This is a genomic window from Methylosinus sp. LW3 (assembly GCF_000527115.1).
Classification (GTDB): domain Bacteria; phylum Pseudomonadota; class Alphaproteobacteria; order Rhizobiales; family Beijerinckiaceae; genus Methylosinus.
The window spans coordinates 2,427,352-2,444,237 of record NZ_AZUO01000001.1; the positions used below are offsets into that span (position 1 = coordinate 2,427,352).

Genomic DNA, 16,886 nt, shown 5'->3' on the forward strand with positions numbered 1-16,886 from the left:
GCAGAGGCGGCGAGACTTACGCGGCCTGCTGGATCGCCGAGAGCTTCCAGGCCTGGGGCGCTTCGCCGGCGGGGCGGCGGAAGGTCCACACTTCGGTCGATTGCGTCGGCTGGGCGGCGTCGCCGGAGACGATCTTGCCCGTCGCGCGATCGATGAAGAGATCGATCAGCGAGAAGCGCATCGCCACGGTCGCATATTCGTCCGAGCCCTCGCGCCAGGCCTCGGAGAGATCGCCTTGCAGCAGCTTCACCTCGGAGATGCGGTTGATGACGCCCTCGCGCGCATTGGCGCGAATGTCGTCGGAGAAATAGGAGACCATCTCTGGCATCGCGAGATCATGCAGCCGGCCGATATCCTCCTGGCTATAGGCGGCTTGGGCGTCACCGAGCACGCGCTCGAAGGCGCTGAAATCCTCCGGACGCAGATTCAAAGGCTCGCTCGTCGGGTGACGCGGCGCGGCGCCGCTGCCGAAGCCCGTCCCACCGCCGGTGAAGGCGAAGGCGCCCGGACGCGAGCCGCCCCCGGCGCCGCCCATCGCGCCGGCGAGGCGGCGATTGGCGAACCATTGAAAGGCGAGCCGCGCCAGAAGGGCGATGATCGCGATCTGGACCAGAAGGCCGATGATGGAGGCGAGGCCGCCGAGGCCGCCCATCAGGCCATTGCCCGAGAGAAGGCCGAACAGGCCGGCGCCGAGCAGGCCGCCGGCGAGGCCGCCGAGCAATCCGCGGCCGAAGGAGCCGCCGAGCGGGCTGGCCGCGGGAGCGGCGGCCGGGCGCTGCGGCGCGGCGGGCGAGGGCTGCGCCTGCGGCTGAGGCGCCGGCTGCGGCGCCACGCTGCGCTCCATGGGCGCGGCCGGACGCGGCGCGGTGGTTGTCGCCGCCGGCGGCGTAGAGGTCCGCGAGCCGCGGCTTCCCGAGCTCGCGCCGCCGCCCATTTTGGCCTCGGCGAGCGCCGGGGCGAAGGCGATGAGCAGGGCGAGCGCGAGCGCCGGCAAAGATTTGGAGTTCGATGTCCAAGTCGACATGACTATCCTCGAGCGGTTCGCCCAGAGATGAGGAATCACTCGGGCGCCATCTATATAGGAATGCTCCGACCTTGCGGCAAAGGGCCGCGCGGCGGGAAGGCAGAATCGGTTTCCGCCGCTCATGTAGTCGGAAACTCTTCTAATTTTTCATTTAGAACGAATTTTCTCGAACGTTCGCGTTCGAGCGCAAAGCTCGGTTCGAGGAGGCTCGATGCCCGTGACGCCCAAACTGGTCTTCGTCGCCGCCGTGGCGCGCAATGGCGTCATCGGCGCTCGAGAGCACACGCCCTGGCGGCTGAAGAGCGATCTCGCGCGCTTTCGCGAAATCACCTGGGGCAAGCCGCTGCTCATGGGACGCCGCACATTCGATTCGATCGGCCGCCCACTGCCCGGCCGCGAGACCGTGGCCTTGTCGCGCGACCCGCGATTTCGCCCCGAGGGCGCCCATGCGGCGCGCAGCCCCGAGGAGGCGCTCGGCCTCGCCGCCGAGCTGGCGGACGCCATGCGAGCGGCGGAGATCATCGTCGCCGGCGGCGCGGAGATCTATTCCGCCTTTCTGCCCCAGGCGGATGTGATTCACCTGACCGAGGTGGCGCTGACGGTCGCCGGCGACGCGCTGTTTCCGACGCTCGATCCGGCAGAATGGCGTGAAACAGCGCGCGAGACGCCGCCGCGAACGGCCGAGGACGAGGCGGATTTCCAATATATTCGGCTCGAGCGCCGGTGAGCGGCCGATCGGCTGCAGATAGTGCGCAAACAGCTGTTGCAGGTCGGAGAACCTGAAGCTATAACCCGCTTCGACCAGCGGCGACCGCTTCGCGGACGCCAGATCGGAGTGTAGCGCAGCCTGGTAGCGCACCTCGTTCGGGACGAGGGGGTCGGAGGTTCGAATCCTCTCACTCCGACCAAATTTTCTCTTGACTTCAGTGGCATAGCGCGAGCGCCTCACCGAGGTGCCGCTGAGCGTACGACCGCCTCGCGACGACCATAATGGCGCGTCGAGACCGCCGGGACCGGGAAGCGTGACTTTAGAGCGCCGCAACAATCCTCGGCACGCCGAGCGGGACGGCGGCTGCACGTGCTCGGGAAAATCGCCCAAAGGCGACTAGGCGAATCTCCCGAGACACAAGGAGCGCCTACGGGCGAAAAAGCTTCCTCTGTGCACGTAGAAACTCGAGGAAGCTCGGATGAAAATCCTTCTGATCGGCTCCGCCGCCTGTATCACGGCCCTCATTACGACGGCGTGGTTGATGACATTCGCGAAATGGTTCCCGATAAAGGCCTTCGACAGCTTCATCATCGACTATAAGACGATGATAAGAGCGCATGTCGACTATGCGTTGATGGCGCTGTTCGGCGTCGGATTCTATGGCTCTGGCGTGGAGCTGCCCGTCATTGCTTGCTGGTGTGTGGCGATCGGCGGATTCTCCAATCCGACAGTCTTCACCATCGCGGCTTTCGATCCGAATTTCTGGAGCAAGCCTTTGTGGAGGGGCTATACGGCGCTGAGCTTCGTCGTGTCCTCGGTCGGATTTATCTGGATCGCCTATGCCTTGGCGATGCATGCGATCAGCTAGAGCCAACGCTCCGCGGCAGGACCTTCTCGCGGCCGAGACGCGCTATGGCCTCGGCCCACGCGACGCCGCCGCCGCGAATGTCGCGCCCAGCGAGCCTCATCCGCCGATGTCCAGGGCGATCGGGTGAAGGTTTCCTCATCCTGAGGAGCCGCGAAGCGGCGTCTCGAAGGACGAGGAAACCTTCATGCGCGGCCATCTGGAGCTCCCCATCGCGCTTCGAGACGCGCCCTTCGGGCGCTCCTCAGCATGAGGGGGAGGTTTGCTGGCCTTCACCCGATCGCCCTATCCGCCGATGGTGGCGAGATAGTTTCGCGACAGCGTCGGCAGATCGGCGCGGAACGCCGCCTGAAAGGCGGCGGCGAACCCCTTCCCCTCCTCCAGTCCGCGCAGCAGCTCGGCGAAGCCCGCCTCGTCCTGCGCCTTCAGCCAGGCCACGAACATCGCCGCTTGGCGCAAGGCCAGCCGTTGACGATAGAGGAGATCGAATCGCGCAAAATTGCCGCCACGCTCCTCGGCGAAGGCGATGGAGGAAATATCCCGCCAGACGCCCTGCTCGCTCATGATGAGCGCATGGCCGTCGCGAATGCGCGCCCGCGCCTCCTCCTCGCTCATCTCCTCCGCGCCGGCGCCGCCCGAGATCATGACGGCGAGGCCTTCCACGAACCAGCTCGGCGGACGTTCCGCCCATAGCCCCCGCCAGCCGAAGAAATGCGCATGGGAGAGCTCACGCGTCAGCACCGGCGCCAGCCGCGCGCTCTCGGCGCCGCATAGGATCGGCGAGAGCACGACGCGGCCGAACGAGGCCATCGCCGCAATGCGCGGATCGCCCGTGCCATTGGCCTTGGCGTAATTTTCGTAGGAGCCGTAGACGCCGACAATGGGCGCATGCGCGAAAGGGCGTCCATGCGCGTCCTCGACGCTGCGAATCGCCTCCGGCAGCATGCGGCCGACGATGGTGGCGCAGCCCTCGGCCGCCGGCTCGAAATGCACTGGCGAATCGGCGGCCAGCGCCGGCAACCATCGCGGATCGTTGAAAGCGGCGAGCGCGAAGTTCCACAGGCGCGGGACCCCGCCGAGCACGAGAGTGACGATGACCAGCAAGGTCAGCGAGAAAAAAGGTCTCATGACGAAAAATCCGCGCGGCGCGCCGTCTCTCGACGGCTAAACGCCAAATCGATCGCCGGCGCCAAAAAATATACGCCGGAGCTTATTACAGGAAAGACGTCAGCGCGAGCCGATCGAGACCGGCGTCCAGCCCCCGGCCTCCATCTCCACGGCGAAGGAGACGCCGCGGGCGATGAGCTTGTTGCTGTCGGAAACGCCGGCGATGGGCGCGCGGTCCGATGTCGCGATCTCCGCGATCGGCGCGCCCGCCGGCGCCATCTGGTCCGGCCGCGCCAGCCCGCTGATTCGGCCGGCGACCGGCGCGCGCACCGGCTCCTCGCCGATGAAGCCCAAAATTTCCTCCGCCTCGACGCGCTCGCCGATCGTCTTGCGCGCGGCGAGCGCGCCCTCCGTCATCGCGATCACATCCCAATAGTCGAGCGCCAGACGATCCGCCTCGCGGCGGCTCGGCGGCGCGTCTCCGGAGCGCAGCACGGCGCCCGGATCGAGCCCATCGGTCGCGATGACGAGATCGCAATCCGCGCCGGCGACGAAGCCGGAGCCGACGCCGATCGTCAGCTCGGCCACATTGGCGAGAGAGCGGGCCGGCCGGCCGTCATGGTCGGGCGCCGAGACGATGACGTCCCAGGGCCAGCGCTCCACCACCTCGTCGAAAGGCCGCAGCAGAAGTGGAAGAAATTGCCGCGTCTGCATGCCGCAGAGAAATTCCGTCGGCCGGTCGGCGCGGCGCGCCTCGACGCCGCCCAGAGTGGCGATGCCGTCGAACCAGGCGTCGGCGTAGCACATGCGCCGCCGCAGAGCCCGCGGCGGCCGCTCCTGATGGAGCACAGTCGCATAGCCCTCGCCGATCAGCCGCCTCGCCACCGCCGAGGCCCTTTCCCCGACGCCGCAGACGAGGATGCAAAGCTCTTTGTTCATCGACCCTTCTCAGCCTCGATACGCGCGCGACGTGTCGCTGTGTATCAGAATTACATATTGCAACGCAACCACCTCGCTGCGCCGCAAACCGGAACCGCGCCGCCTCGTGATCGCGAGGGTGCGAGACGTCGCCGGCTGCTGTATAGCAGAGCCTCCAGCGATCCTGCGCGCGCGAAATGACCCATACCCACACACTCGCCGTCCGCGTCTATTACGAGGACACGGATTTCTCCGGCCTCGTCTACCACGCCTCCTATCTGCGCTTCATGGAGCGCGCCCGCACCGAGCTGCTGCGCGATCTCGGCCTCGGCCAGCGCGAGCTGCTGGAGGCGCAGGGCGGCCTGTTCTTCGTCGTGCGCGCCATGACGATCGATTTCCGCAAGCCCGCGCAAATGGACGATCTCCTCACTGTGGAGACGATCGTCCGGGAAGTGTCCGGCGCGTCGTTCGATCTCGATCAGCGCGTGACGCGCGGCGAGGAGATGCTGGTTTCCGCACAAGTGAGGATCGCCGCGGTGGAAGGCGGTCGGCCGCGAAGGCTTCCGACCGAAGTGCGCGAGAAATTCGCCGCGGTCGCCACGCCTCGCGGCGCGTGACCTTTACGGTCCCTTAAGCCTTCCGCTCATATTTTCTGATTGTGCGGCGCATCCAGGACAAAATCTCGGCGGATTCACGCTCCATACCGCTCGGGCTCCACAGCCTTCGGCGCGGCGCTGCGGGAGCGGGCGCGACGTATTTTGCCTCTATCCGCGCCTTTGGTCCCGGCGCGGGCGAGCGCCGAGGACTTCCGCCGCTCGCCGCCAGAGCTTCGCCGCCGACCCCGCGACTTCCGAGGACGACTTTCATGAATCCAGCCGAAATCGCCGCCCCGCTCTCCGGCGCCGCCGCCGAGGTCTCCATCTGGGGCATGTTCTGGGGCGCGCATATCGTCGTCAAGCTGGTGATGGTCGGCCTGCTGCTGGCCTCGGTCTGGTGCTGGGCGATCATCGTCAACAAAGCGCTGCTGTTCTCGCGCACGCGCCGCGCCATGGATCGCTTCGAGGAAGTGTTCTGGTCCGGCTCCTCGCTCGAGGATCTCTACGCCAAGCTGCAGGAGCGCCCGGCCACCGGCATGGGCAGCCTGTTCATCGCCGCCATGCGCGAATGGAAGCGCTCCTTCCAGAACGCCGGCGCCTCCTTCATGGGCCTGCAGGCGCGTATCGACAAAGTGCTGGACGTCTCCATCGCCCGCGAGGTCGAGAAGCTCGAATCCAATCTCCTGGTGCTGGCGACGGTCGCCTCGGCCGGCCCCTTTGTCGGCCTATTCGGCACGGTGTGGGGCATTATGACCTCCTTCCGCTCCATCGCCGCCTCCAAGAACACCTCGCTCGCCGTCGTCGCGCCGGGCATTGCGGAAGCGCTGCTGGCCACCGCCATCGGCCTCTTCGCCGCCATTCCGGCGCTGGTCGCCTATAATAAGCTGCAGGGCGACGTCGCCCGCACCCAGGCGCGGCTCGAGAGCTTCGCCGACGAATTCTCCGCCATTCTGTCGCGCCAGATCGATCAGCACGCCGGACAGTCCGGCCGCGATCGCGCGGCCTGAGCGGGAGAAGCGGAAATGGGCGCCTCGATCGCCGCAGGACGCAAGGGCTCGGGCCGCCGCCGGCGCGGAACGCCGCGCTATGGCGCCATGGCCGAGATCAATATGACGCCCTTCATCGACGTCATGCTGGTGCTGCTGATCATCTTCATGGTCGCGGCGCCATTGCTCGCCACTGGCGTCGCCGTCGATCTGCCGCAGACCAAGGCCGGCCCGCTCAATATCGATCAGAAGCCGCTGGCCATCGCCGTGGACGACAAGGGGCAGATCTTTCTGATGGATCAGCCGATCGAGATCGGCCAGCTGCTCGACCGTCTGAAGGAGACCGCCAAAGCGGGCTTCGACGAGCGCATCTATATGCGCGCCTCCAAGACGGTGAATTACGGCCGCGTCGCCGAGATCATGTCGATGGTGACGAGCGCCGGTTACAAGAAGGTCGCTCTTGTGACCGAAGTGGACAAGAAGTGAGGGGAAGAGTTGAAGCCCTCGCGTTCCGAACCTGGCCTCGTCGTATCGGCCGCCGTCCATGCCGGACTGCTGCTGGCGACGCTCATCGCCTTTTCGGACACGAAGAAATTCGATGACGCGCAAGAGACCGTGCCGGTCGATATCGTCACGGATGCGCAGATCAATCAGGTGATGAAGGGCGAAAAGGCCGCCAAGGAGATCAAGCCCGTCCAGCGCGCCGACAAGATCGCCGAGCAGCACGAGACCAAGCCGCTGCTGCCGCTCGCCGAGGCCAAAAAGGACGTCGCCGCCCCGCCCCCGCCGCTGAAGCCACGGCTCGAGGAGCCGGAGGACAAGCCCGAGGCCCCGCCGCCGCCCAAGCGCGTCGCCGCTCTGCCGCCGACGCCGGAGCCGCCTCTCCGCCCGACCCCGCCGAAGCCCGAGCCCGCCAAAGCCGAGCCGCCGAAGCCGCAGCCGGCCAAGGCGGAGCCTCCCAAGCCCGAGCCGCCGAAACCCGAGCGCGCCAAGCCCGCGCCGACGCCGCCCGAGCGCGAGGAGCCGGAAGAGGCCGAGGTGGTGAAGCCCAAGCCCCCCGTGCGTCCGAAGCCCGAGAAGGAGGCCAAGGAGACGCCGCAGCCGCCCGAGAAACCGAAGCCCAAGGACGAGCCGAAGCCCCGGGACGAGGCCAAGAAAGAAGAGGCCAAAAAGGAGACGGCGAAGCCCAAGGAGACCGCCAAGGAGCCGACCAAGCAATTGAAGGTCGATGAGGTGGCCAAGCTCCTCGAGAAGAAGAAGGCCGCAGAAAAGGGCGCGCCGAGCGACTCCGACGAAAAGAAGAAATCCGACAAGCCGCCGGCCAAGCCGAAATCCGGCGACGAGGCCGCGCCCAAATCGAAATTCGACGCCGCCAATATCGCCAATCTCTTGAGCCATGAGGCTCCGCAACGCCGCGCCGCGACCGGCGCCGATCTGACCAAAACCGCCTCGCTCGGCGCGCCGACGGCGAGCGCGCCGCGCATGTCGCCGACTCTGCAAGCGCAGATCGACGCCTATACGGTCGATCATTATCGCCGCTGCTGGCAGGCGTCGCTGTCGATCAATGCGCAGACCTATGTGCCGCGTGTAGAATTCCGCCTGTCGCGGGAGGGCGCGCTCGAAGGCGCGCCGCGCCTGCTCAACCCCTCCTCCGATCCTGTCGAGCACAGCCGCGGCGAGCAGGCGCTCGGCGCCGTGCGCCGCTGCAGCCCCATGCCGATTCCGGCCGCCTTCGCGCCCTATTACGATTATTGGCGCGTCACGGAATTGGACATGAGGGAGGATATGTAGCGGCTAGCGCTCCACGCCTCCGAAATTCGAAAACGCCCAGGACCTCCATCTCATGACGTTCGACATCACCCGCCGCTCGGCCGCCCATCTTCTCGCCGGCGCGACTCTCTCGCCGCTTCTCGCCGCGCCGGCGCGCGCGGCGCGCGTGCTCGATCTGCGCGCGGGCGGCGGCTTTCAGCCGGTCTCCGTCGCGGTGACGAATTTCTCCGGCGATGAGGCGGCGCGCATAGTGACGAGCGTCATCGTCAATAATTTCAAGCGCTCCGTCTTTCTGCGCCCCATCGAGCCGGGCGCCGTCCCGGAGTCCGCCGGCTCCGAGGCCACGCCCAATCTCGATCTCTTCCGCACGCTCAATGCGCAATATGTCGTCACCGGCCGCTCGCAGCGCAGCCCGGACGGACGGCTCAAGACCGAGTTCCGCCTCTTCGACGTCTCGACCGGCGAGCAGGCCGCGGGCCAGCAATATGTGACCGATTCCGCCAATATGCGCCGCGTCGCGCATCTCGTTTCGGACGCCGTGTTCACGCGCATCACCGGCGAGAAGGGCTTTTTCGACACGCGCGTCGTCTTCGTCGATGAGAGCGGCCCGAAAGAGCACCGCCGCAAGCGTCTCGCCATAATGGATCAGGACGGCGCCAATGTGCGCTATCTGACCCGCGGCGAGGAGCTCGTCGTCACGCCGCGCTTCTCGCCGTCCTCGCAGGACGTCACCTATATGTCCTTCGGCTCCGCCGATCCGAAGGTGCTGCTGCTGAACATAGAGAGCGGCCAGCGCGAGGTGGTCGGCAATTTTCCGGGCATGACCTTCTCGCCGCGCTTCTCGCCGGATGGCCAGAAGATCGTGATGTCGCTGTCGCAGGGCGCCGCCACCAATCTCTATGCGATGGATGTCCGCTCGCGCACGACGACCCGCCTCACCGACACCAACGCCATCGACACCTCGCCCTCCTATTCCCCGAGCGGCGGCGAGATCGTCTTCGAATCCGATCGCGGCGGCTCGCAGCAGATTTACGTGATGGGCGGCGGCGGCGGCAGCGCGCGGCGCATCTCCTTCGGCCAGGGCCATTATTCGACGCCGGTGTGGTCGCCCAAGGGCGATTACATCGCCTTCACCAAGCAATCCTCCGGCTCCTTCGGCATTGGCGTAATGAAGCCGGACGGCTCCGGCGAGCGCATCCTCACCGAAGGTTTTCATAATGAAGGCCCGACCTGGGCGCCGAACGGGCTGTTCCTGATGTTCTTCCGCGATCCGGGCGGCGGCGGCGGCGCCAAGATTTTCATGGTCGATATTTTCGGCCGCTCGGAATTCCCCGTGCCGACGCCGTCCTACGCGTCTGATCCGTCCTGGGGACCGTTGCAGGAGTAGTCTAGCCGCTGGACGCCCCCCTCCCCAGCCCTCCCCCGCTGCGCGGGAGAGGGAGCGGATTCGGCCCTTCACACAAGTTTGCGCAATGCTTGCCGCCTCCCCTCTCCCGCGCAGCGGGGGAGGGTACGGGAGGGGGCGAGCCCTACTCTTTATCCAAAGGCCGATACGCATCGGCGACGCCGCCGATCAAATTGGCGGACAGCAGCAATTCCGTCGAAATCTCCCCGCCCACGGCGCGCAGCCGCACGCCCCGCGCCATCGCCTCGCTCAGCGCCCGCCGCGCCGCAACGGCCTGCTCGATCGATACCGCGGCAAAGGAGAACGCATCCCCCGGCCGCCGCTGCGCAAGACGGCCGATATCGGCGCCGATGACATTGGCGATCTTCGGATAGCCGCCGGTCGGCTGGCGATCGGCCATCAGCACGAGCGGCGCGCCGTCGCCCGGAACCTGGATCGCGCCGAGCGCCACCCCATCCGAAACAATGTCATGGCCCTTGGCGTGGGCGAGGCGCCCGCCTTCCAGCCGATAGGCCATGCGATCGCTGCGCTGCCCGACCCGCCAGCGCGCCGACAGAAATTCGCCGATCGCCTCTTGCGAAAAATAATCCGCCTGCGGTCCGAGCACGGCGTGGATCGGCTCCTCCCCAGAGGCGAGCCAGGGCGCCTCGAGCGCCTGCAATTCTCGCGGCGGCGAGGCGAGATCGGCGAGCGGCAGAACATCGCCGGCGCGCAAGCCCCGCCCCTCGAGCCCGCCCATGAAAGAGCGCGTATGTGTCGCGAGCGAGCCCAGCGTCGGCGGCAGATCGATGCGGCCCGCGATGGCGACATAGCACCACGCCCCGCTCCGCCCCGCGCGAATGGTAAGCCGCGCGCCCGGCTCCAGCGAGAGCGCGCAAGCGAAGGGAAGCGGCGCGCCGTCGAGGCGAATGTCGAATTCGCCGCCGGCGATGGCGAGGCCGATGGTTTCGCCTTCCGCCGTCAGCTCCAATCCGCCGAGCGAGACCTCGATCGTCGCTGCGCCCATAGCGGCGCCCGCCGCGAGATTGGTGGCGGCATAGGCGCGCGCGTCCATCGGCCCGGCCGGCGTGACGCCGAAGCGCAGGCTGCCGCGCCGCCCGGAGTCTTGCAGAGTGACGCCCGGCCCCACCGCGCGGAGGATCAGCCGTGCGCTCATCGCGTCGTCTCGCGCCGCGCGATCATCTCGCCGCGCGCGCTTTTCTCCTCGAGCGCGCGAAATGTCGCTTCGTCGATCGGCTCGAAGCGAAGCGCATCGCCGACCTCGACGAAAAAGGAGGGATCACGTTCGGGTGCGAAAAGGCGCTCGGGCGTGCGGCCGAGGACATACCAGCCGGTCGGCATGGGATCGGCGCCGATGAGCGAGAGGCCGCCGCCGATGAGCACCGCCCCTCGCGGCGTCGGCCCGCGCGGGGAGGCGCGGCGCGGAATTGCGAGCGCCTCCGGCAGGCCGCCGAGATAGCACCAGCCCGGCGCGAAGCCATACATATAGGCGCGAAAATCGGCGCCCGAATGAAGCTCCGCAATGCGCTCGGGCGAAAGCGACAGCGCATCGCCCGCCGCCGCGATATCCTCGCCATGCGGCGGCGCGTAGCAGCACGGAATGATCCAGCGGGCGCTCGGCGCAGCGTTCTCCTGCGGCGCTCTCTCGAGCGCCTCGACATGGGCGACGAGCGCGGCGCGCGTGAGCGCCAGCGGATCGTAATGGATCATCAGCGAGCGATAGGTCGGAACCGTCTCGACGATTCCCGCCAGCGGCGCGGCGCGCAGTGCGGCGTCCAGCGCCAGCACCTCGGCGCTGATCGCAGGATCGACGCTATCGCCGAATTCGACGACCAGCGCCGCCTCGCCGGCGTCGAGACAGCGCGGCGCGACATAGCGCATCGCCTCATGTCTCCGAGGGCGCAAAGGGCAGAAGCTGATAGCCGGCGCGCTCGAGCGCATCGCGCAGACGCCGTGTCATATCGACAGCGTGCGACGTGTCGCCATGCACGCAAATGGAGTCGATCGGCGTCGGCAGACGCTTGCCGCTCTCGGTGACGATCGCCTGCTCGTTCAACATATTGAGCGCGCGCGCCGCGGCCCAATCCGGATCATCGATCACGGCGCCCTTCTGGCCGCGCGGCTTGAGCCGTCCGTCATCGAGATAGGCGCGATCGGCGAACACCTCATGCGCAATCGTGACGCCGGCGTGCTCGGCCGCCGCCACCTGCTCGCTGCAGGCGATGGCCAGCAGAGTGAGGCTGGCGTCGACGGCGCGCGTCGCCCGCGCCACGGCGAGCGCGATCTCCGGCTCGACCTCCGCGACATTGGCGAGCGCGCCATGGCATTTCACATAAGTGAGGCGATGGCCGCTGTAATGCGCGAGCGCCTGCGCCGCGCCGATCTGATAGGCGACGAGACGCTCCACCTCGGCGGCGGAATAGGGAATGCGTCGCCGGCCGAAACCGGCGAGATCGGGAAAGGACACATGCGCGCCAATGGCGACGCCGCGCGCTTTCGCCAGCGTGAAGCAACGCGCCATTATGTCCGGATCGCCGGCGTGATAGCCGCAGGCGACATTGGCGGAGGTCACGAGGTCGAGCATGGCCTCGTCGTCGCCCATGCGCCAGGCTCCGAATCCTTCTCCGAGATCGGCGTTGAGATCGACTGTCACTGTCCCTCGGCTCCCCCGCGCGGCGCGTCCTCGGCGATGTCCTCGTTCCAGATCGACGGATTGGCCGCGATATAGTCTCGCATCAATTCCCGGCAGCGCGCGTCATCGAGCACGATCACCTCGACGCCGTGGTCGCGGAGAAACTGCTCATTGCCGCCGAAATTGCTGTTCTCGCCGATGATGACGCGCGGAATCTTGAACTGCACGATCGTCCCCGCGCACATCATGCAGGGCGAGAGCGTCGTGTAGAGCGTCGTCTCTCGATAGGAGGCGCGGCGTCCGGCGTCGCGCAGGCAATCCATCTCGCCATGCAGAATAGGATCGCCCTGCTGCACACGCCGATTATGGCCGCGGCCGAGCATGCGCGCGCCTTCGGCGAGAACGGAGCCGATCGGCAGGCCGCCCTCGTCGAAGCTCTTCTTCGCCAAGCGAAACGCTTCATCCATGCAGACGATATCCGACGCTCTCATCGAAATCCCCTTTCCGGCGTGGCGCCGGCGGGGCCTCGCTATTCCGCCGCGAGCACTTGCGGCGGCGGAAAGGCGACCTCGATCAGCGTCCCTTGGTTCTTGCGGCTCTTGATCGAGAAGGAGGCGCGATTGGCCTCGATCAGCGCTTTCGTCACCGGCAGGCCGAGGCCCGTGCCGCCGCGCGACGAGCCGATCTGCCGGAAGGGCTCGAGCGCCGTCTCGATCTCATTCTCGGACATGCCGATCCCTGTGTCCTTCACGCGGATCACCACATATCCGGCGTCGGTCAAGGCGCTCGACACGATCACCTGTCCGCCCGCCTCGTTGAACTTCACCGCGTTGGACAGAAGGTTCAGCAATATCTGCCGCAGCGACCTGCCGTCGGCAAGGATGCGCGGCAAGCGCGGCCACAAGGACAGGCGGATCACCACACGGCTACGGTTCGCCTGCGGCTGCATGATCGACACGCATTCGGAGATGACGGCGTTGGCGTCGATCCGCTCGACGTCGAGCTCGAACTTGCCCGCCTCTATCTTGGAGAGATCGAGCAGATCGTTGACGAGGCTCAGCACATGCTCGCCCGATGTGTGTATGTCCTTGAGATATTCCTTGTAACGATCATTGCCGAGCGGGCCGAAGCGCTCCTCCATCATCACCTCGGCGAAGCCGATGATGGCGTTGAGCGGCGTGCGGATCTCATGGCTGACCTTGGCCAGAAAATCGGTCTTGGCGGCGCTGGCGCGCTCGGCCTCACTACGGGCGGCCTCGAGCTCGTCGTCGGAGCTGCGACGGCGGATGACATGGAGAATGACGCAGCGCCTCAGCTCCGGCGGCGGGCCGAGCGGCGCCAGCGTCAGCTGCACCGGGATGACCTGACCATTGCGTCCACGCGCCTGCACCTGCAGCCCATCGCCCAGATCGCGGCTCGTCGGACGACGGAGAAAATCGGCGACCACGCCTTGATCGGCGTCGCAGAACAGCGAGGCGAGGCCAGAGCCGAGCAGCGCGCGCGGCTCGCCGCCGATGAGCCGGCCCAGCGCGGCGTTGACGCTGCGCAGCCTGCCCTCCGCGTCGACCACCACGACGGCGTCGCCCATGGCGTCCAGCGTCGCGCGCAGCTCCTCCGCCTCATGGCGGCGGCTCTCCAGCTCCTTGCGCAAGGCGCCGGCGCGCGCGCTCTCCGGCGCGGCGACGGAAGCCGCGCTGCGCAGCGTGACGAGGGTGGCCGCCAGACCGTCCCATTGGATCGGCTCGAGCCGAACATCGGCCTCCAGCGGCTCGCCGTCGCAGTCGAGCACCTCGACGACCCCGCCCGTGGTTCCGTCCGCAGCAGTCGGCGGGCGTCTGCCGGCGAAGAGCCGCGTCGCGCCGCCATCGCCGGATAGCGCCGCAGCGTCGCCATAGCCGAGATAATCGAGCAGCGTGCGATTGGCGTAGAGCGCCTCTGCCCCGCGCGCGACCATGACGCCTATGGGCAGCCGATCGAGCAGAGCGGCGGCGCGCGCGAGATCGCCCGGAAAGGCGCTATTCTCATTGGAGGGCAGAGGCTCTTGGGACGGCGCGGCCTCGTGGGACGGTTCCTCGAAAGGCTCCGATTCGGGCGCGGGCTCCGCCGAGACGGCGGTCGCCTGCCCCATCGCCTGCTGCCCGGTCGCCTGCTCGATCGTCTCGAACAAATCGCGCACCGAGCCCTTGGCCGGCTTTTGCGCGGCGGAAGCGAGCGCGCGGGCGATTTCGTCGAAAGCGGTGCGTTCGCTCGGCGACAGAGACTCGCCGATGGAGGCTGCGGCCTCCTCGAGGCGAGGCAGCGGCCGCAGCGGCACGATCTTGGCGCCGAGGAGCGCCGGCGTCTGCTCCGTCTCGGCCGGGGCGGTCTGGATCGGGACGGCCTCGGGCAGCGGCTCCAGCGCAGTGGCGGGCTCTTCCGCTGGCGGCGGCGTCAAATCGGGCTCTGGCTCTGGCTCGCGCTCCGGCTCTTGGCGCAGCCGATCCACATGCAGCACGCCATAGCCCTGATAGCCGCCGAAATGACGGCCGTCGTCGAAGACCGGCAGAGCGCCGAGTGTCACAGGAACGCGGGCGCAGCCGCCGTCGAGCGGCCAGTCCAGCTCCACCCCGCTCCAGGAGCGGCGCGAATCGAAGGCGTCGGCGAGGCGTTCATCGGGCGCGAGTCGCAGCCGGCTCGCCAGCTCGAGAAACGGACGTCCGGCAATGTCGCCATTTTCGCGCCCGACCACATCGGCGAGGGCGGCGGTGACATCGAGCACCCGTCCCTCGGCGTCGGAGCGCCAGAGGAAACGTTCCGGCCGCGGCGGACGGGCGGGCGGCGGCTCGATCACAGGCTCGGGAGCTGCGCGGGACTCGGCTACAGCCTCTGGCTCGGCGATCACGGCCTCGGGGACAGGAGCTTCGGCTGGCTGAACCAGCGGAGTCTCATTCGCGGCGGAGCGCATGCCGAGCATTGCGACCAGAAACAGCGGCGCCGAATCCTCGGACGTCAGCCTGCGGCACAGAACCGTCGCCGTCTGCGCGATTGGGCCGAAGGAGAAACGCAGCCGCTCCAGCCGCGGCGCGGCGGCGTGGCTTTCCGCCCCCGCGAGCTCGCGCAGCCGGCGCGCGCCGGGCTCGTCGCCGCCGAACAGCCGGTCGCCGAGCGCGACGAGATCGCCGCCGAAAACGGATATGGCGGATTCATTGGCGTGGATGATCGCCAGCGGCTCGCCCGCGGCGGCGACGATCGGCGCGCCGGACGCCTCGAGCGCGGCGAAGGCCGGATCGGCGCCGATCTGCGTGGCGACCGCCTCGCTCTCGATCCTGTCGTGCTCGCTCATATCGACAGCGCCTCTTCAGACGCGACAAGCGCCGGAAGCGGCGCGGAACAAAACGACGCGGAACGCGCGTCGCGGCCGATCAAGGTGAAGGATCGGTTAAAGGAAACTTAAAGGTTCGTTGCGGCTTGGTCTATGCGGCGCAGGACATTTTAACAAGCTTCGACGATTCATGATGAACGGATGCGCCGCCCCTAGACCACAATTATGTTGCAATGCAACATGAGTTGAGCCATATTCGGCTCGGCCGGCGCCCCTTCTTCGGCCGACGGGCGTTCGAGCCGACCCGACCAGAAGGAAGCATTCGTGAGCGAACCGATCTATCAGATACCGAACGAAGTCCGCGACTTCGCCGAAAAGAGCGTCGAGCAGGCGCGCAAGGCGTTCGAGGGATTCGCCGGAGCCGCGCAAAAGGCGATCGGCTCCGTCGAGACGACGACAGCCACCTTCCAGGTCGGGGCCAAGGATGTGAGCGCCAAGGCGCTCGGCTACGCCGAAGCCAATGTGAATGCGGCTTTCGATCTCGCGCAGAAGCTTCTGCGCGCCAAGGATCCCCAGGAAGTGCTCCAGCTGCAGGCGGAGTATGTGAAGAGCCAGGTCGAGGCGATACAGTCCCAGGCCAAGGATCTCGGCGCTGCGCTGCAAAAAGCGACGACCGGCAAGTGAGTTGCCGACGGCGCCGCGCCGATGACGCGCGGCGCCTCGACGAAACGCGCTGCGGCGCGTCTCGGCGGCGTGAGTAGAGGCAGCGTCGAGTAGAGCGGCGTTTCCGCGGAGCTTTCGAGCGCCGAAGGCGATTCGGGCGCGACACTAACTGCCGACACCAGCACGAAAGGAGCCCGAAGCGATGGCCACCCATACGAGAGGTTCTTCCAAGCGCCCGGCGCCGCCGAAGGAGCCGCCGATTACCCTCAAGGACGCGCTGGACGACGATGAGCACGAGACGGCCCCGCTGGAGGCCGCGTCGCCCGTCGAGATCGACGCCGTCGCCGCCGCTCTGGAAGCCGCCGAGATCGAGGCCGTGACCGCCGCCTTGGAACCCGTCGAGTTGGCGCTGACGCCGGCCGAGCTTGCCATCGAGGTCCCTGCCGAGACCGCGACCGCGCCGGAGCCTGTTTTCGACATAGCGCCGGAGCCGGCGCTCGAGACGGCGGCTGAACCTGTCCTCGAGACAATCGCGGAACCCGCCCTCGAGGTCGTTGCGGAACCGATCGCCCAAGCGCCGATCGCGCCGGTGACCATCGTCGCCGCGACAATCGAGACCGCGCCCGCCAAGGCCGAGCCGCTCGACCCGAGCCTCTGGTCGTTGAAGACATTCGATCTCGTGAATGAGAACGCGACCGCCGTTTTCGATCTGGCGCTGGCCCTCGGCCAAGCGCGATCGGTGAGCGATGCGCTGGAGGCGCAATCGCGCTTCGCGAGCGAGCGCTACTCGACTTTCCTCAAGCGCGCCAATGAGCTGGTGGAATTGTCGAGCCGCTGGTCGCCCTTCCGCTTCGCTGTCTCCGCCTTTGTGGCGTGAGCCCCGCGAAATACTCCTCGCCCGGCCGGATGC

General features: G+C 67.4%; 17 protein-coding genes and 1 tRNA gene. 10 read left to right on the forward strand and 8 right to left on the reverse strand.

The genetic code is table 11. From position 1 onward, the window contains the following. Positions 1-16: 16 nt before the first annotated feature. Positions 17-1,024: a Tim44 domain-containing protein gene (locus tag METLW3_RS0112310; RefSeq protein ID WP_024880208.1), complete on the reverse strand. Its 1,008-nt coding sequence runs from the start codon at positions 1,022-1,024 to the stop codon at positions 17-19. Positions 1,025-1,235: 211 nt separating this feature from the next. Between METLW3_RS0112310 and METLW3_RS0112315 the strand changes: the two genes are divergently transcribed. The 3 genes from METLW3_RS0112315 (at position 1,236) to METLW3_RS0112325 (ending at position 2,601) form a co-directional block, all read left to right on the forward strand. Next, complete coding sequence (locus tag METLW3_RS0112315) at positions 1,236-1,751, forward strand: dihydrofolate reductase (RefSeq protein WP_051465415.1); 516 nt, start codon at positions 1,236-1,238, stop codon at positions 1,749-1,751. 104 nt (positions 1,752-1,855) lie between these two features. Continuing rightward, positions 1,856-1,932 (forward strand) — tRNA-Pro (locus METLW3_RS0112320). A 279-nt stretch (positions 1,933-2,211) separates the two neighbouring features. Further along, the gene (locus tag METLW3_RS0112325) at positions 2,212-2,601 is read left to right on the forward strand and encodes a hypothetical protein (protein WP_024880210.1); all 390 of its coding nucleotides are present in this window, start codon (positions 2,212-2,214) and stop codon (positions 2,599-2,601) included. Positions 2,602-2,883: 282 nt separating this feature from the next. Here the strand turns inward: METLW3_RS0112325 and METLW3_RS0112335 are convergent, their stop codons facing one another. Continuing rightward, a complete protein-coding gene (locus METLW3_RS0112335) occupies positions 2,884-3,726 on the reverse strand; it encodes a hypothetical protein (protein ID WP_024880211.1) in 843 nt (280 codons plus the stop codon). Positions 3,727-3,825: 99 nt separating this feature from the next. Further along, a complete protein-coding gene (locus METLW3_RS0112340; RefSeq protein WP_024880212.1) occupies positions 3,826-4,644 on the reverse strand; it encodes a hypothetical protein in 819 nt (272 codons plus the stop codon). Between the two features lie 176 nt (positions 4,645-4,820). Between METLW3_RS0112340 and ybgC the strand changes: the two genes are divergently transcribed. From ybgC to tolB, 5 genes are all read left to right on the forward strand, one after another. Next, complete coding sequence (gene ybgC, locus METLW3_RS0112345) at positions 4,821-5,240, forward strand: tol-pal system-associated acyl-CoA thioesterase (RefSeq protein ID WP_024880213.1); 420 nt, start codon at positions 4,821-4,823, stop codon at positions 5,238-5,240. Positions 5,241-5,488: 248 nt separating this feature from the next. After that, complete coding sequence (tolQ, locus tag METLW3_RS0112350; protein WP_024880214.1) at positions 5,489-6,226, forward strand: protein TolQ; 738 nt, start codon at positions 5,489-5,491, stop codon at positions 6,224-6,226. 15 nt (positions 6,227-6,241) lie between these two features. Further along, on the forward strand, positions 6,242-6,691 hold the full coding sequence (locus tag METLW3_RS0112355; RefSeq protein WP_024880215.1) for a biopolymer transporter ExbD: 450 nt from the start codon (positions 6,242-6,244) through the stop codon (positions 6,689-6,691). A gap of 9 nt (positions 6,692-6,700) precedes the next feature. Then, complete coding sequence (locus tag METLW3_RS0112360) at positions 6,701-7,996, forward strand: hypothetical protein (protein WP_024880216.1); 1,296 nt, start codon at positions 6,701-6,703, stop codon at positions 7,994-7,996. A 52-nt stretch (positions 7,997-8,048) separates the two neighbouring features. Continuing rightward, positions 8,049-9,362 (forward strand): Tol-Pal system beta propeller repeat protein TolB, encoded by a 1,314-nt coding sequence (gene tolB / locus METLW3_RS0112365; protein ID WP_024880217.1) that lies wholly within the window; start codon positions 8,049-8,051, stop codon positions 9,360-9,362. A 142-nt stretch (positions 9,363-9,504) separates the two neighbouring features. Here the strand turns inward: tolB and METLW3_RS0112370 are convergent, their stop codons facing one another. From METLW3_RS0112370 to METLW3_RS0112390, 5 genes are read right to left on the reverse strand one after another with little or no spacing between them, the layout of a single operon-like run. Continuing rightward, entirely contained in the window at positions 9,505-10,536 is a 1,032-nt protein-coding gene (locus tag METLW3_RS0112370; RefSeq protein ID WP_024880218.1) for a biotin-dependent carboxyltransferase family protein, read from the reverse strand. After that, a complete protein-coding gene (locus METLW3_RS0112375; protein ID WP_024880219.1) occupies positions 10,533-11,261 on the reverse strand; it encodes an allophanate hydrolase subunit 1 in 729 nt (242 codons plus the stop codon). The genes METLW3_RS0112370 and METLW3_RS0112375 overlap by 4 nt, the downstream gene beginning before the upstream one ends. A gap of 4 nt (positions 11,262-11,265) precedes the next feature. After that, a complete protein-coding gene (locus tag METLW3_RS0112380) occupies positions 11,266-12,033 on the reverse strand; it encodes a 5-oxoprolinase subunit PxpA (RefSeq protein WP_024880220.1) in 768 nt (255 codons plus the stop codon). Next, complete coding sequence (locus tag METLW3_RS0112385; RefSeq protein WP_024880221.1) at positions 12,030-12,503, reverse strand: nucleoside deaminase; 474 nt, start codon at positions 12,501-12,503, stop codon at positions 12,030-12,032. Before METLW3_RS0112385 ends, METLW3_RS0112380 begins: the two co-directional genes overlap by 4 nt. A 38-nt stretch (positions 12,504-12,541) precedes the next feature. Beyond that, positions 12,542-15,334 carry a histidine kinase dimerization/phospho-acceptor domain-containing protein gene (locus tag METLW3_RS0112390; protein WP_024880222.1) on the reverse strand — a complete coding sequence of 931 codons (2,793 nt, stop codon included), beginning with the start codon at positions 15,332-15,334 and terminating at the stop codon, positions 12,542-12,544. A gap of 303 nt (positions 15,335-15,637) precedes the next feature. Here METLW3_RS0112390 and METLW3_RS0112395 point away from each other — a divergent pair, with 303 nt between their 5' ends. Together METLW3_RS0112395 and METLW3_RS26865 are read left to right on the forward strand one after the other, a co-directional pair. Further along, positions 15,638-15,997: a phasin gene (locus METLW3_RS0112395; RefSeq protein ID WP_024880223.1), complete on the forward strand. Its 360-nt coding sequence runs from the start codon at positions 15,638-15,640 to the stop codon at positions 15,995-15,997. A 181-nt stretch (positions 15,998-16,178) separates the two neighbouring features. Next, on the forward strand, positions 16,179-16,853 hold the full coding sequence (locus tag METLW3_RS26865; protein ID WP_024880224.1) for a phasin family protein: 675 nt from the start codon (positions 16,179-16,181) through the stop codon (positions 16,851-16,853). The last annotated feature ends 33 nt before the right edge of the window (positions 16,854-16,886 follow it).

What these genes read in the sequence shown, in the direction of transcription:
- METLW3_RS0112310 (WP_024880208.1), bottom strand. Translation starts at nt 1,024, where the DNA reads ATGTCGACTTGGACATCGAACTCCAAATCTTTGCCGGCGCTCGCGCTC.
- METLW3_RS0112315 (WP_051465415.1), top strand. Translation starts at nt 1,236, where the DNA reads ATGCCCGTGACGCCCAAACTGGTCTTCGTCGCCGCCGTGGCGCGCAAT.
- METLW3_RS0112325 (WP_024880210.1), top strand. Translation starts at nt 2,212, where the DNA reads ATGAAAATCCTTCTGATCGGCTCCGCCGCCTGTATCACGGCCCTCATT.
- METLW3_RS0112335 (WP_024880211.1), bottom strand. Translation starts at nt 3,726, where the DNA reads ATGAGACCTTTTTTCTCGCTGACCTTGCTGGTCATCGTCACTCTCGTG.
- METLW3_RS0112340 (WP_024880212.1), bottom strand. Translation starts at nt 4,644, where the DNA reads ATGAACAAAGAGCTTTGCATCCTCGTCTGCGGCGTCGGGGAAAGGGCC.
- ybgC (WP_024880213.1), top strand. Translation starts at nt 4,821, where the DNA reads ATGACCCATACCCACACACTCGCCGTCCGCGTCTATTACGAGGACACG.
- tolQ (WP_024880214.1), top strand. Translation starts at nt 5,489, where the DNA reads ATGAATCCAGCCGAAATCGCCGCCCCGCTCTCCGGCGCCGCCGCCGAG.
- METLW3_RS0112355 (WP_024880215.1), top strand. Translation starts at nt 6,242, where the DNA reads ATGGGCGCCTCGATCGCCGCAGGACGCAAGGGCTCGGGCCGCCGCCGG.
- tolB (WP_024880217.1), top strand. Translation starts at nt 8,049, where the DNA reads ATGACGTTCGACATCACCCGCCGCTCGGCCGCCCATCTTCTCGCCGGC.
- METLW3_RS0112370 (WP_024880218.1), bottom strand. Translation starts at nt 10,536, where the DNA reads ATGAGCGCACGGCTGATCCTCCGCGCGGTGGGGCCGGGCGTCACTCTG.
- METLW3_RS0112375 (WP_024880219.1), bottom strand. Translation starts at nt 11,261, where the DNA reads ATGCGCTATGTCGCGCCGCGCTGTCTCGACGCCGGCGAGGCGGCGCTG.
- METLW3_RS0112385 (WP_024880221.1), bottom strand. Translation starts at nt 12,503, where the DNA reads ATGAGAGCGTCGGATATCGTCTGCATGGATGAAGCGTTTCGCTTGGCG.
- METLW3_RS0112390 (WP_024880222.1), bottom strand. Translation starts at nt 15,334, where the DNA reads ATGAGCGAGCACGACAGGATCGAGAGCGAGGCGGTCGCCACGCAGATC.
- METLW3_RS26865 (WP_024880224.1), top strand. Translation starts at nt 16,179, where the DNA reads ATGGCCACCCATACGAGAGGTTCTTCCAAGCGCCCGGCGCCGCCGAAG.